This window comes from Aliigemmobacter aestuarii (genome assembly GCF_004799285.1).
GTDB lineage: Bacteria > Pseudomonadota > Alphaproteobacteria > Rhodobacterales > Rhodobacteraceae > Aliigemmobacter > Aliigemmobacter aestuarii.
In genome coordinates this window covers 1,667,940-1,680,997 of the sequence record NZ_SSND01000001.1, presented here as the reverse complement: position 1 = coordinate 1,680,997, position 13,058 = coordinate 1,667,940, and the positions used below count along the sequence as shown (strand labels likewise).

The 13,058-nt window shown below is 62.6% G+C and carries 14 protein-coding genes; 7 read left to right on the top strand and 7 right to left on the bottom strand.

The window, feature by feature from the left end; translation table 11 throughout:
• Positions 1-3: 3 nt before the first annotated feature.
• From rsmG to rho, 4 genes are read right to left on the bottom strand one after another with little or no spacing between them, the layout of a single operon-like run.
• Positions 4-624 (bottom strand): 16S rRNA (guanine(527)-N(7))-methyltransferase RsmG, encoded by a 621-nt coding sequence (rsmG, locus tag E7811_RS08195; protein WP_136394027.1) that lies wholly within the window; start codon positions 622-624, stop codon positions 4-6.
• Positions 621-2,492: a tRNA uridine-5-carboxymethylaminomethyl(34) synthesis enzyme MnmG gene (mnmG, locus tag E7811_RS08190; RefSeq protein WP_168732952.1), complete on the bottom strand. Its 1,872-nt coding sequence runs from the start codon at positions 2,490-2,492 to the stop codon at positions 621-623. The genes rsmG and mnmG overlap by 4 nt, the downstream gene beginning before the upstream one ends.
• 11 nt (positions 2,493-2,503) lie before the next feature.
• A complete protein-coding gene (mnmE, locus tag E7811_RS08185; protein WP_136394025.1) occupies positions 2,504-3,799 on the bottom strand; it encodes a tRNA uridine-5-carboxymethylaminomethyl(34) synthesis GTPase MnmE in 1,296 nt (431 codons plus the stop codon).
• A 27-nt stretch (positions 3,800-3,826) separates the two neighbouring features.
• Positions 3,827-5,098, bottom strand: coding sequence for a transcription termination factor Rho (gene rho, locus E7811_RS08180; RefSeq protein WP_136394024.1), 1,272 nt, complete (start codon positions 5,096-5,098; stop codon positions 3,827-3,829).
• Between the two features lie 581 nt (positions 5,099-5,679).
• Here rho and E7811_RS08175 point away from each other — a divergent pair.
• Genes E7811_RS08175 through dnaQ form a run of 4 tightly spaced genes read left to right on the top strand, consistent with a single transcriptional unit; the run spans position 5,680 to position 8,408 of the window.
• Complete coding sequence (locus E7811_RS08175; RefSeq protein WP_136394023.1) at positions 5,680-6,279, top strand: Maf family protein; 600 nt, start codon at positions 5,680-5,682, stop codon at positions 6,277-6,279.
• Positions 6,276-7,115 carry a shikimate dehydrogenase gene (locus E7811_RS08170; RefSeq protein ID WP_136394022.1) on the top strand — a complete coding sequence of 280 codons (840 nt, stop codon included), beginning with the start codon at positions 6,276-6,278 and terminating at the stop codon, positions 7,113-7,115. The genes E7811_RS08175 and E7811_RS08170 overlap by 4 nt, the downstream gene beginning before the upstream one ends.
• Positions 7,112-7,714, top strand: coding sequence for a dephospho-CoA kinase (gene coaE / locus E7811_RS08165; protein WP_136394021.1), 603 nt, complete (start codon positions 7,112-7,114; stop codon positions 7,712-7,714). Before E7811_RS08170 ends, coaE begins: the two co-directional genes overlap by 4 nt.
• Positions 7,707-8,408, top strand: a complete 702-nt coding sequence (dnaQ, locus tag E7811_RS08160; RefSeq protein WP_136394020.1) for a DNA polymerase III subunit epsilon — start codon at positions 7,707-7,709, stop codon at positions 8,406-8,408. The genes coaE and dnaQ overlap by 8 nt, the downstream gene beginning before the upstream one ends.
• Positions 8,409-8,423: 15 nt before the next feature.
• Here dnaQ and secB read toward each other — a convergent pair whose 3' ends face one another.
• Positions 8,424-8,930, bottom strand: a complete 507-nt coding sequence (gene secB / locus E7811_RS08155) for a protein-export chaperone SecB (RefSeq protein ID WP_136394019.1) — start codon at positions 8,928-8,930, stop codon at positions 8,424-8,426.
• 80 nt (positions 8,931-9,010) lie between these two features.
• A complete protein-coding gene (locus E7811_RS08150) occupies positions 9,011-9,517 on the bottom strand; it encodes an FxsA family protein (protein ID WP_136394018.1) in 507 nt (168 codons plus the stop codon).
• 123 nt (positions 9,518-9,640) lie between these two features.
• Here E7811_RS08150 and E7811_RS08145 point away from each other — a divergent pair, with 123 nt between their 5' ends.
• From E7811_RS08145 to E7811_RS08135, 3 genes are read left to right on the top strand one after another with little or no spacing between them, the layout of a single operon-like run.
• A complete protein-coding gene (locus E7811_RS08145; RefSeq protein ID WP_136394017.1) occupies positions 9,641-10,294 on the top strand; it encodes a Tim44/TimA family putative adaptor protein in 654 nt (217 codons plus the stop codon).
• Positions 10,294-11,322: a murein transglycosylase A gene (mltA, locus tag E7811_RS08140; protein ID WP_136394016.1), complete on the top strand. Its 1,029-nt coding sequence runs from the start codon at positions 10,294-10,296 to the stop codon at positions 11,320-11,322. The genes E7811_RS08145 and mltA overlap by 1 nt, the downstream gene beginning before the upstream one ends.
• 2 nt (positions 11,323-11,324) lie before the next feature.
• On the top strand, positions 11,325-11,924 hold the full coding sequence (locus tag E7811_RS08135) for a Smr/MutS family protein (protein ID WP_136394015.1): 600 nt from the start codon (positions 11,325-11,327) through the stop codon (positions 11,922-11,924).
• On the opposite strand, the gene E7811_RS08130 is transcribed toward E7811_RS08135, so the two are convergent.
• Positions 11,925-13,040, bottom strand: a complete 1,116-nt coding sequence (locus E7811_RS08130) for an alpha/beta hydrolase (protein ID WP_246020265.1) — start codon at positions 13,038-13,040, stop codon at positions 11,925-11,927.
• Positions 13,041-13,058: the final 18 nt, after the last annotated feature.

The following is a 13,058-nucleotide window of genomic DNA, read 5'->3' as shown; positions in this document are numbered from 1 at the left end:
CGGTTAACGGGCCTTTATTTTTTTCAGCACAAGGATAGCGGCGTCCTTGTCCGTCACGCTGGGAAGGACCGAGACGGAAAAGTCGTGTGACTGCTGCGCCTCTGCGATTTCTGCCTGATGATTGGCGCCCTTTGGGAAGATAGCCACGCCACCCGGCTCCAGATGCCTTTCCGCGAAACGGCACAGAGCCGGCAGGGCGGCAAGCGCGCGTGCCGAAAGGACGTCCGCCTTCATTGGAGAAAGAGTCTCGATCCTTTCAGCGTGGACGGTGGCCTTTACACCGAGCGCCCGCGCTGCCTGTTGAAGGAACGCCGCTTTTCGCTGATCCGATTCCACAAGGATCACTTCGGCCTCCGGGTTCTGTTCGGCCGCAAGAATGGCAACCACCAAGCCGGGAAATCCGCCGCCCGATCCAAGATCGACCCATCTATGAAAATCCCGGGGTGCCAGGGTGTACAGCTGCTGCGAATCGACGATGTGGCGAGTTCGCGCGTCCTTCAGGCTTTCCTTGGAGACCAGATTGACCGCTGGGTTCCACTTCCGCAGAAGGCCTTCGAGGGCTGAAAGCCTTTCGGATGTTTCACGTGAAACATCCCGGTCAGTAGCGGAGAGATCAGACATCATTGACCGACCGCCAGATCCGGCGTCTTGAGGCGACGAAGGTGCGCGAGGATCAGCATGAGAGCAGCGGGCGTCATCCCCTCGATCTGGCTGGCACGATGCAAGTTCTCTGGTCGATTTCGTTCAAGCTTCTGTCGAAGCTCGTTCGAAAGGCCCGAAATTCCGGAGTAGACGAAATCCGCCGGGATCGCTGTTTCCTGGTCCCGCCGTAGCGCATCGACATCAATGGCCTGGCGATCAATATATTGTGCGTAAAGCGCGTCTCGCCACAACTGATCCTTGATCGGACGCGGGATATCCGAGCCCTCAGGAAGAAGTGCGTCGATCGTTTCCGGTGATGACTCTGGAAACGCGAGAAGCGAGAACGCAGTTCTGCGCGCACCATCCATGCTGACATTGATACCGGATTTGCGCGCCTCGGCGGGTGTGAAGCTTTTTTCCAGAAGGGCGGACTTGCCCGCTGAAAGCGCCTCCATCTTTTCCGCGAATCTGGCGCTCCGGACCTTCGAGACACAACCCACCTCTTCGCCCAGAGGCGTCAGGCGCTGATCTGCGTTATCGGCCCGCAAGGTCAACCGATACTCTGCCCGTGAGGTGAACATCCGGTAAGGTTCGGTTGCACCGAAGTTGCCAAGATCATCGATCATGACCCCAATATACGCCTGGCCGCGGGAAAGCGTGACCTCTGCCCTGCCAAGCGCCCGGCACGCCGCATTCAGGCCAGCCACAAGCCCCTGCGCCGCCGCCTCTTCATAACCCGTCGTGCCGTTGATCTGGCCGGCGAAAAACAGGCCCGTGACCGCGCGGGTTTCAAGGGTCGCGCGCAGGTTTCGCGGATCAAAGTAATCGTACTCGATCGCATACCCGGGCTGGAGGATTGTCACATTCTCAAGCCCACGGATCGACCGCACATATTGATGTTGAACTTCTTCCGGCAGCGACGTGGAAATGCCGTTCGGATAAACCGTATGATCGTCCAGACCCTCCGGCTCAAGAAAGACCTGATGGCCGGTCTTCTCGGCAAAGCGCACGACCTTGTCCTCGATCGACGGGCAATACCGCGGCCCGACCCCTTCGATATGACCGCCGTACATGGCCGAGCGACCAAGGTTGGCGCGGACAATATCGTGTGTACGCTCGTTCGTATGCGTGACCCCACACGAGATCTGGCGGACCATCGGCGCGGTAGAGAGGAAGGAAAAAAGCGTCGGCTCATCGTCGCCGGGCTGTTCGTCCAGAATATCCCAGTTGATTGTCCGACCGTCGAGGCGCGGCGGCGTGCCGGTCTTCAGCCGCCCTCGGGGGATTGCCATGTCCTTCAGCCTGTCTGCCAGGGCGACAGAGGCATTATCTCCGATTCGCCCGCCACTTCTCCGGACATCGCCGATGTGGATGACGCCGTTCAGAAACGTGCCTGCGGTCAGAACGACGGAACGCGCCTCGATCCGGCTTCCGTCAGCCAGGATGACTCCGCCAATGATTCCACCAGTCTCGACAAGGTCTGCGACCTCTGCCTCGACAATCGTCAGGTTTTCCTGTTGTGACAGCAGGCGCTGGATGGCCTCGCGATAGAGCTTCCGGTCAGCCTGCGCCCGGGGCCCCTGCACCGCCGGCCCCTTGCGGCGGTTGAGAAGGCGAAACTGGATCCCGGCAGCATCGGCCGCCCGACCCATGACGCCGTCCAGCGCGTCGATTTCGCGCACTAGATGGCCTTTGCCCAGCCCACCAATCGCCGGATTGCAGGACATGACGCCGATCGCGTCTTTCCGCAGCGTGATCAACGCCGTCTGTGCGCCAAGACGTGCCGAGGCAGAGGCGGCCTCTGCCCCCGCGTGGCCCCCACCGATGACGATCACATCAAAATGTTTCACGTGAAACACCCTCATTTCCCGATGCAGAAGCTGGCAAAGATTTCATCCAGCAGGTTCTCTACCCCGATCCGGCCAACCATCAATTCCAGAGCTCTGATCGCCTGACGGATGTGTTCGGCAATCAGTTCCGTCCGGGCAGGTATCACGTCTAGCTGATTCCGTGCCAGACCCAAAGAGGCGATTGCTGACTCCAGCGCTATCCTCTGGCGTTCGTGCATGACAACACCGGACGAAGCGACCCTCGCACCCAGAACGGTGGCGATCCTTTCCACGAGGTCATCGATGCCCTGCCCGGTCTTGCCTGAGATCGCACCCGTCTCCACGGCATCGCCGACGCCAAGATCGGACTTAGAGCGGACGACGATATCATCCCTGTCAAGACTTATGCCCGGCGGCAGCCCCGCGTCACCCACCAGAACCACCCGAAGATCCGCCAGACGCGACCGCTCCAGTGCGCGCGCGATGCCAATGCCCTCGACAGGATCATCGGTCTCTCGCAAACCTGCCGTATCCAGCAAGGTGACCGGCAAACCGGAAAGATCCATGCGAACCTCGATCACATCCCGCGTCGTTCCCGCAATTTCCGAGGTGATGGCCGCCTCTCGACCTGCCAACCTGTTGAGAAGGGTGGATTTTCCGGCGTTTGGCTCCCCCAGGATCGCCACCTCGAAGCCGTCTCGAAGCCGCTCTCGGACCTTAGAACCTTCCACCTCTGCCGAAAGGTCCCGCAAAAGACCGTCCAGTAGCAGGCGCACCTCGGGCGTCACATCCACCGGCACGTCCTCGTCTGCAAAGTCGATCGTGGCCTCGAGAAGTGCGGCAGAGCGGATCATCGCCCTGCGCCACGCCTCGACCCGTTCGCGGACAGCCCCGGACATCACGCGAAGCGATTGCCGGCGCTGCGCCTCTGTTTCCGCATCGATCAGGTCGGCCAAACCTTCCACCTGGGTCAGGTCGATCCGCCCGTTTTCCAGCGCTCGTCGGGTAAACTCACCCGCATGCGCCATCCTGCAACCCGGCATGCCCGACAGGACACGCAACACCTCGGCAACCACGGCAATACTGCCGTGCAGGTGCAGTTCTGCCACCTTCTCGTCGGTGAAACTTCCGCCCTCCGGAAACAGCAGAACCAGTGCCTCGTCCAGAACGACATCCTGCCACACAAGCCTGCGCAGAGCTGCCCGCCGCGGCGCGGGCAGATCGCCGGCCAGCTGGCCGACCACATCCCAGGACGCGGGGCCGGAAAGACGGATGACAGCCACACCCGCCTTGCCACGCGCGCTGGCCAAGGCGAAAATCGTATCCACGATACGACCCTCCGTTCAGAAAGCGCCTCAGGCGTTCATGGAATCGAAGAATTCCGAGTTCGTCTTGGTCTGCTTCAGCTTGGAAATGAGGAACTCGATCGCATCGGTGGTGCCCATCGGGTTCAAGATGCGGCGCAAGACATAGGTCTTCTGCAGATCGGCCTTGTCGACCAGCAGATCTTCCTTGCGCGTGCCGGATTTGAGGATGTCCATCGCCGGGAAGACGCGCTTGTCGGCAACCTTGCGATCAAGCACGATCTCGCTGTTGCCGGTGCCCTTGAATTCTTCAAAGATCACTTCGTCCATCCGGCTGCCGGTATCGATCAGCGCCGTTGCGATGATGGTCAGGCTTCCGCCTTCCTCGATGTTGCGAGCAGCGCCGAAGAACCGCTTGGGGCGCTGAAGCGCATTGGCGTCCACGCCCCCGGTCAGGACTTTGCCCGACGACGGCACGACCGTGTTGAACGCACGGCCAAGACGGGTGATCGAATCCAGCAGGATGACCACGTCGCGCTTGTGTTCGACCAGACGCTTGGCTTTCTCGATCACCATTTCCGCGACGGCTACATGCCGGGTCGCCGGTTCGTCGAAAGTCGACGAAACAACCTCGCCCTTCACGCTGCGCTGCATGTCGGTCACTTCTTCCGGCCGCTCGTCAATCAGAAGCACGATCAGATAGCATTCCGGATGGTTCTTCTCGATCGAATGGGCGATGTTCTGCAGCAGAACGGTCTTGCCCGTCCGTGGCGGGGCGACGATCAGCGCACGCTGGCCCTTGCCGATGGGCGACACGAGGTCGATGATCCGCGCGGACCGATCCTTGATAGTGGGATCCTCGATCTCCATCTTCAACCGCTCATCGGGATAAAGAGGCGTAAGGTTGTCGAAATGCACCTTGTGCTTGGCGCGTTCGGGATCGTCAAAATTGATCTTCGTGGCCTTCACCAGGCTGAAATAACGCTCGTTCTCGCGGGGGGCCTGGATCACGCCTTCGATGGTATCGCCCGTCCGCAGGCTGAACTGGCGGATCATCTCGGGGCTGACATAGATGTCATCCGGGCCGGGAAGATAGTTCGCCTCAGGGCTGCGCAGGAAACCGAAACCGTCCTGCAACACTTCCAGAACCCCATCTCCGCCGATTTCCCAACCTTCCTCGGCATGTTCCTTCAGGATCGAGAACATCATTTCGCCCTTTCGCATCGAAGGAGCGTTCTCGATCTCCCATTCCTCTGCCATGGAAAGCAGCTCGGCCGGGGTCTTGGCCTTGAGATCAGACAGGTTCAGCCGTTCAACGGTCATGGGATCGTCCTTGGCACAGCAGAACGAAATCTGCCGTATCTCTGGTTTGGCGGGGATGTTCTGACCGGACGGCCAGCTTGACGGCAACTAAGGTGAAACCGCGCGAAAGTCAACCAGGGCGCCGATTCTGCTTGATGTTCCCAGCCGGTGTTTGCGAAGCGGTCGGATCGGTACGCGCCGGATAGCCCTTCCTTAATAAGAGATTCTTGAAAAGAAGAGATGATGATGTCTTTGGTGTTGTGGATAACTGGATATCCCGATTTATCGACCGAGTCATCCACAAGTCAAAGGTGGTATTATTGACCAGATACGATCGGCCATCTCCCCTAGAGAGACGATAAAAATAATTCTATATCAATATGTTAAAAGAATTTCGCAAATGGCTGACCATCCAAGTGCCAGGGTATGATCGACCTGTCCTCCCGATCTCCCACAGGATCGTTGAAACGCGATCCACAAAAGGAAAACCTCAGGGCAACGCTTGACTTTGCCAACAGTCGCCATGCACCAAAGGCCACCGCCCGTGAAAGGCCACAAATGGCTCGGCGGAACATATCGCGATTATCCACAGCCCTACCCTCATGTCCCGTCCGATCGTTCTTGCCTCTTCCTCAGAAATCCGGGCCCGCCTGATGCGCTCGGCCGGGCTCGACATACGGGTTCAGCCCGCCCGGGTGGACGAAGATTCGGTCAAGGCCGCCCTGATGGCTGAAGGGGCCACGCCCCGCGACCTCGCCGATACGCTGGCCGAGATGAAGGCCCGCAAGACCGCCGATCGGATGCCCGATGATCTGGTCCTTGGCTGTGATCAGGTCCTCGCCCTCGGTCGTCACGTCTTTTCCAAGCCCGGAACGCCCGCGGAAGCCGCCGATCAGCTGCGCGCCCTTCGTGGGCAGTCGCACCAGCTGCTTTCTGCCATCGTCCTCTATGATCGGGGCGAACCCGTGTGGCGCCATGTCGGAACCGTCCGCCTGACGATGCGCGACTTTTCCGAAGACTGGCTTGCCGCCTACATCGACCGCAACTGGGAAAGCATCCGCCACAGCGTGGGCGGCTACAAGCTCGAGGAAGAGGGGATACGCCTTTTCACCAGTATCGAAGGGGATTACTTTACCGTCCTTGGGCTGCCGCTTCTGCCGCTTCTGGCGTATCTGGGTCAACGAGGGTTCATCGAGACATGACCGATCATCCGCGAATACCCCTGGCCGGGGTGATCGGATCGCCCGTGGCGCACAGCCGGTCGCCGATCCTGCACGGCTATTGGCTGCGAAAGTACGGAATCCGCGGCCATTACATCCCGATGGACATCGCCCAGGCCGATCTGGGCGAAGCGCTGCGCTTGCTGCCGAAGCTGGGTTTTGTCGGGGTGAACGTCACGATCCCGCACAAGGAAACCATCCTCGGACTGGCCGATATCATCACCGACCGGGCCGCGCTTATCGGCGCAGCCAACACCCTGATCTTCCGGAAGGACGGAAAGATCCACGCAGACAACACCGACGGGTCGGGATTCATCGCGAACCTTCGCCAGAACGCGCCCGACTGGAATCCGGCGGCAGGCCCGGCCGCGGTCTTCGGGGCGGGCGGCGCGGCGCGTGCCGTCGTTGCCGCGCTGATCGAGGTCGGCGTGCCCGAAATCCGCATCGCCAACCGAACCCGCCCTCGCGCCGAAGCCCTGCGCGCGGATTTCGGCGCCAAGGTCACCGTCTTCGAATGGGTTCAGGCGGGCAACATGCTGGACGGGGCGCGGACGGTCGTGAACACCACATCGCTCGGCATGGTGGGCAAACCCGACTTCCGCGTGCCGCTGGACGGATTGGAACCCGCGGCCCTGGTGACAGATCTCGTCTACACCCCGCTCAAGACGCCCTTCCTGGCCGAGGCCGAGGCCGCCGGCTGCAAGGTGGTGGATGGATTGGGCATGCTGTTGCATCAGGCCGTGCCGGGCTTCGAACGCTGGTTCGGCCACCGCCCAGAGGTGGATGATGCGACCCGCGCCGCCGTACTTGGCCCATGACCGTCGGATCGCAGTTTCGCCTTGGGCTCACCGGCTCCATCGGCATGGGAAAGTCGACCACGGCAGGCTTCTTCCGGGCCGCAGGCATCCCCGTCTGGGACGCCGACGCCTCTGTCCACCGGCTCTATGAAACCGGTGGCCCCGCCGTGGCGCCGGTCCGAGCCATCTGCCCCGAGGCAACAGCGCAGGGGTATGTCGACCGCTCGATCCTGAAGGACAGGATCGCATCCGACCCATCCTTCCTTTCCCGTCTTGAAGGCATCGTGCATCCGCTCGTCGCCGCCGACCGGGCGGAGTACGCCGCCAGCGCGGCATCCGATATCGTCGTCTTCGACATCCCCCTTCTGTTTGAAAAGGGGACCGAAGCCGAGATGGACGCGACCGTTCTGGTCACGGCCCCGGCGAGCCTGCAACGCCAGAGGGTGTTGGCACGGCCCGGCATGACCGAAGCACAGTTCACCGCCATCCTGTCGCGCCAGATGCCCGACGCGGAAAAGCGCGCCCGCGCCACACATGTGGTCGAAACCCTGTCGCTCGACTCCGTTTCGGCCTATGTTCAGGCCCTGATCGCCTACATCCGGATGCTGCGTGATGCGTGAAATCGTTCTGGACACGGAAACCACGGGCTTCGAGCCGTCCGAAGGCCACCGCATCGTCGAGATCGGCGCGGTGGAGCTGTTCAATCACCTGCCGACCGGCCGGACCTATCACCAATACATCAACCCACAGCGCCTGATGCCGAAAGAGGCGTTCGAGGTTCATGGGCTGGGGGATGATTTCCTGCGCGACAAGCCGGTTTTCCGCGATATCGGCCAGGCATTTCTTGATTTCTTGGGCGACGCAAAGCTTGTCATCCACAACGCCACCTTCGACATGAAGTTCCTGAATGCAGAGCTTGGCTGGGCCGGCCTTCCGACTCTGCCCTTCGATCGGGCGGTTGACACGCTTCTGATCGCGCGGACAAAATTCCCTGGCGCCCAGAATTCGCTCGACGGGCTTTGCCGCCGGTTCGGCGTCGACAATTCGATGCGCGAAAAGCACGGCGCGCTTCTGGACAGCGAAATCCTGGCCGAGGTCTATCTGGAATTGATCGGCGGGCGTCAGCCGGATTTCGGCCTTGCGGCAACGGCCGTCCGTGTCGAGACGCGGTCGGCGTCGCTGACGGTGGCCGATTGGCGGCCGCAACCGCGCCCGTCGCCGCTTCCCCCCCGGATCACCGAGGAAGAGGCCGCCGCTCATGCGGCCTTCGTGGCGCGGATGGGCGACGGCGCGATCTGGAACAAGCGGGGCTGATGCGCCCCGCCGCGGTCACTGGGTGACCTGCTCCGTCGGGGCGGCGTTCTGGGCCTGCGCGCGCCGCGCGAGTTCCTGACGGTAAAGCGCGAGGAAATCCACCGTATCCACGTTCAGTGGCGGGAAGCCGCCATCGCGCGTCACATCGGAAATGATCCGGCGCACGAAGGGGAACAGAAGGCGCGGGCATTCGATCAGCAGGAAGGGGTGAAGCTGGTCTTCGGGCACGCCTTCCACATGGAAGATCCCACCATAGTCCACTTCCAGAAGGAACAGCGTGTCGCCGTTGGTCTTGTTCTTCGACGTCACCTTGAACTTGGTGATCACCTCGTACTGATGGTCCTGCGGGCGCTTGCGGGCATCGAGCGAAACCGCGACCTGAATGTCGGGCTGCACTTCCCCGCTGGTCAGCCCCTTCTGCGCCACCAGGTTTTCGAACGACATGTCCCGCACGAACTGTGCAAGGACGCTCATCTTCACCTGCGGCTGGGCTTCTGCGGCGGTGCCGTTACCTTCGGCCATTCCCAAATTCCTCCAATTCACGACACCAAAGCGTGCCTGTTAACGGTTGCCGATGTCCTTAGCAGCATCGGACGCGCCCCTCAATGCCGTGTCCAGCCCGATCCCCCCGGCGGGCGCGGCGGCGCGGCGCCCCCCGCCCCGGTTCCGGCGTCATCCTCCATCTCGAAATACTCGGCGTCGATGATGGTCGTGGCGCCACTGCGCGCGGCGGTTTCTTCATGACGGGCGGAAAATCCCACAATGCTGATCCGGCTGGCCAGCTGGGCGATCACCACATTACGGATCTTCGGCACCAGCAGAAGAAAACCGACCGTGTCCGTGAAGAACCCAGGCGTCAGCAGCAGCACGCCGGCCAGAAGGATCAGCGCGCCATGTGCCAGCGGCGACAGCGGGTTGCCGAAATCTTCCTGTGACCGCCGCAGGTCATTCAGCACCCGCAGGCCCTGATGCCGGACAAGGATCGTCCCGATGATCCCTGTCAGCAGCACGACCCCCAGCGTTGGCCACAGCGTCAACCATCCGCCCACCTTGATGAAAAGGGCGATTTCGATCAGTGGGACCGCGACAAACAGAAGCAAAAGCCACATCGGGCGATTCCTTGGTTCAACCATTCGGGCGGGGCGGTAGACTTGTGCCCACCCCTCACCTACATAAGGACGCAACGGGCGGACTGCCAGTCCGCACAAGAGTATCGCCGAACCGAGGTCTTGATGAACAATTCGCTGATCCAACTGCTCGTCCTGGCCGGGATTGCCGTGTTTCTGATCCTGAAGCTCAGAAGCGTTCTGGGCACCCGTGAGGGTTTTGAAAAGCCGCCTCTTCCCGCCGAACCCGCACAGGCAAGGCGCACTCTCGAGGTCGTCGAGGACGGCCCCGATCGTGACATCACCGATCACGTGGCCGATGGTTCGCCCGCGGCAAAGGCGCTGGCGGCGATGAAGATGGTCGAGCCGGGCTTCAACGTCAGCGAGTTCCTGCAAGGGGCGCGCGGCGCCTACGAGATGATCCTGATGGCTTTCGAGCGTGGCGATATCAACCGCATCCGCCCTTTCCTGTCGCCCGACATCCATGACGCCTTCGCCGAAGCCGTGCGCGAACGCGAGGATCAGGGGCTGACAGTCGAGGCGAATTTCGTAGGCCTGCGCGGCCTGACCCTGGAAGACGCGACCTTCGACCGCGACACCGCCGAGGCCGAAGTCACCGTGCGGTTCACCGGCGAACTGACGACCGTCATCCGCAACAAGGCCGGCGAGGTTGTCGAAGGCAGCCCGACCGCCGTAAAGCGGCAATCCGACGTCTGGACCTTCGCGCGCCGGATGGGGACGAACGACCCCAACTGGCAGCTTGTCGCGACAGGGGAGTGATGCGTGCCCTTCTGCGCAGCCTGGCGCTTGCGGCGTTCGCGATGACCGCCGCGCCGCTGCCTGCGCAGATCCTCGACTTTGCCGATCTCGACGGTTGGGCCGAGGACGACCATCGCGCGGCGCTGGTGGCGTTTCGCGAAACCTGCGCACAACTGGACGATCCCGATTGGCGCCCTCTCTGCCGTCTGGCCGCAGATGCAGGCGGATCGGACGCATCCGCCCGCCAGTTCTTTGAATTGTTCTTCCGGCCCGTCCTGGTTGGGGAACCGCCCGCGTTGTTTACCGGGTATTACGAACCGGAACTGGCGGGTTCGGCCCACCGCACGCCCCGTTTTGCCTGGCCGATCTATGGCCGACCGCCGGAATTGCAGGACGGCACCCAATGGCTCAGCCGGGCGCAGATCGAAACCGAGGGCGCGCTGCGCGGGCGCGGGCTGGAAATCGCCTGGCTCGAAGACCCGGTTGAGGTGTTCTTTCTTCAGATCCAGGGGTCCGGCCGGATCCGCATGACCGATGGCCGGGTGATCCGCGTGGGCTATGCCGGGCGGAACGGCCATCCCTACCGGTCCATCGGGCAGGAAATGGTCCGGCGCGGCACCCATACGCTCGATCAGGTTTCAGCACAGGAAATCCGCGCCTGGGTTCGGGCCAATCCGGCCGCCGGGCGCGAATTGCTGAACCACAACCCGTCCTATGTCTTTTTCCGCATCCTGCGCGACCTTCCCCCCGAAAAGGGGCCGATCGGGGCTATGGGGCGTCCGATCACCGCGATGCGCACGGTTGCGATCGACCCGTCCTTTACGCCGCTTGGCGCGCCGGTCTGGATCGAAAAGGACGGTCGCGATCCGCTGCGCCGCCTGATGATCGCGCAGGACACCGGCGGCGCCATCAAGGGCGCGCAGCGGGCCGACATCTTCTTTGGCACAGGGTTCGAGGCGGGTGAGGCCGCAGGCACCATCAAGGACGGCGGCCGGCTGATCCAGCTTCTGCCGATTGACCGCGCCTACGCCATGTTGCCGGACGGCTGATCATGGCCCGCCGCCGAACCCTTCGCCCGGACGAGGAAGAGCTTTGGCATGCCGTGGCGCGCACGGCCAAGCCGATGCATCCCAAGCGCCGCGATCCCGGCCCGAAACCCGTTCCCGCCCCGCCGAAGGCACCACAGAAACCCGAACCGGTGGTTCCGCTTTCCACCTTTCGTATTGGTGAAAGGGCGGCCCAGACGGCGGCCCGCGCGCATGACCTGGCACCGACGGTGGGCGAACGCCTGTCGGGTGCGACAGTGCGGATGGACCCAAAGACATACTCGCGAATGGGGCGCGGAAAGCTCGCGCCCGAGGCGCGCATCGACCTGCACGGCATGACCGTGGCAGAGGCGCATCCCGAATTGATCCGTTTCGTTCTGAACGCCCATGCCCAGGGGATGCGGCTGGTCCTTGTGATCACGGGCAAGGGCAAACCGGGGCCGGATCACGGGCCGATCCCTTCGCGACAGGGTATCCTGAAACATCAGGTGCCCTTCTGGCTGCACATGCCGCCGATCGGGCCGACCGTTCTTCAGGTGACCGAGGCGCACCTGAAGCACGGCGGTGCAGGGGCCTATTACGTCTATCTCAGGCGGTCGCGCTGATCAGCGGTTCAGTTCGTCGGAGATCGCCGTGACCGGCGAAAGCACGATCTGTGTCGCGCTTTGAACTGTTAGTACCACCCCCGGCAGAAGGCCCACACGCCCCTGCCTGTCGGCCTCGAATGCAGCGTCGATATCGCCGATCCGGCCCAGAAGGCTGATCAGGGTCGGCGACTGCGCGAGGGTGAAGTGCCCCGCCCCTTCCGAGAAGGCGCCGACATCAAGGAAAGTCACGTCAAGATCGGCGACCCGCGACACGTCGCTGAGGTTGCCAAGCCGCTCGGGCTCGCCCGCTAGCCGCGCCGACAGGTTCAGGATCCGGTCACGGTTCGATCCGAAGATCAGGAAGGGCTGCGGCAGACCGTCCATCGCATGGGCCTGTGCCCTGAACACGTCAACGTCGATATCGGGGGAAATCAGGACCACGCCCCCGATCCGCGATCTTGCACGCGCTCCGTTCCTGATGATGGCCTGGCGCAAGCCCTCCATCGTCAGGGCCGAACCCATCGAATGGGCCACAAGGACGATCCGCTGTGCTCCGGCAGCGTCCACCTCGGCCAGAAGCCGCTCCAGCCCGTCGCGCGCGAACAGGGCGGAATCCCTGTCATAGACATAGCCCAGTGGATTGGCGGCAGAAGGCCAAGAGTAATGCACGATCGCCCCCGGCATGTCGAGGTCGTGCGAAAGCTGCGCGATGCGGTAAAGGCCTTCTGAAAACGTGTTGTTGAAGCCATGCACAAAGATCACGGCATCCCGCTGACCGGCTGGCAGCCGGGCCAGTTCCGCCGCCAGGTCGGCCCGGAATGAAAGGCTGTCCTCGTGGCGCACCTCGGCGGTGGTCAGGAAGTGACGTTCCGGGTCGGGCGTCCCTGCTTTCGGCGGCCAGCGGATATCGCCCGCCTCGCGCCTGGGAGGAATGTTCACGTCATATCGCGCGAAGGATACCGCTTCGGATCGTCCCCTGCCGAACCTGTCACGCTCGTCGCCGATCGTCCGCGTGGTGGCAACGAAGATGCGCTCGATCTGGCCCGCGCCCGCGGCCTCGGGCGAAATGGTCATGTGCCCCCGCGGCGCGCAGGCCGCCAGAACAAGGATCGAGATCAACAGAAACCTGCGCAAGACGGACCCCCATCAGGA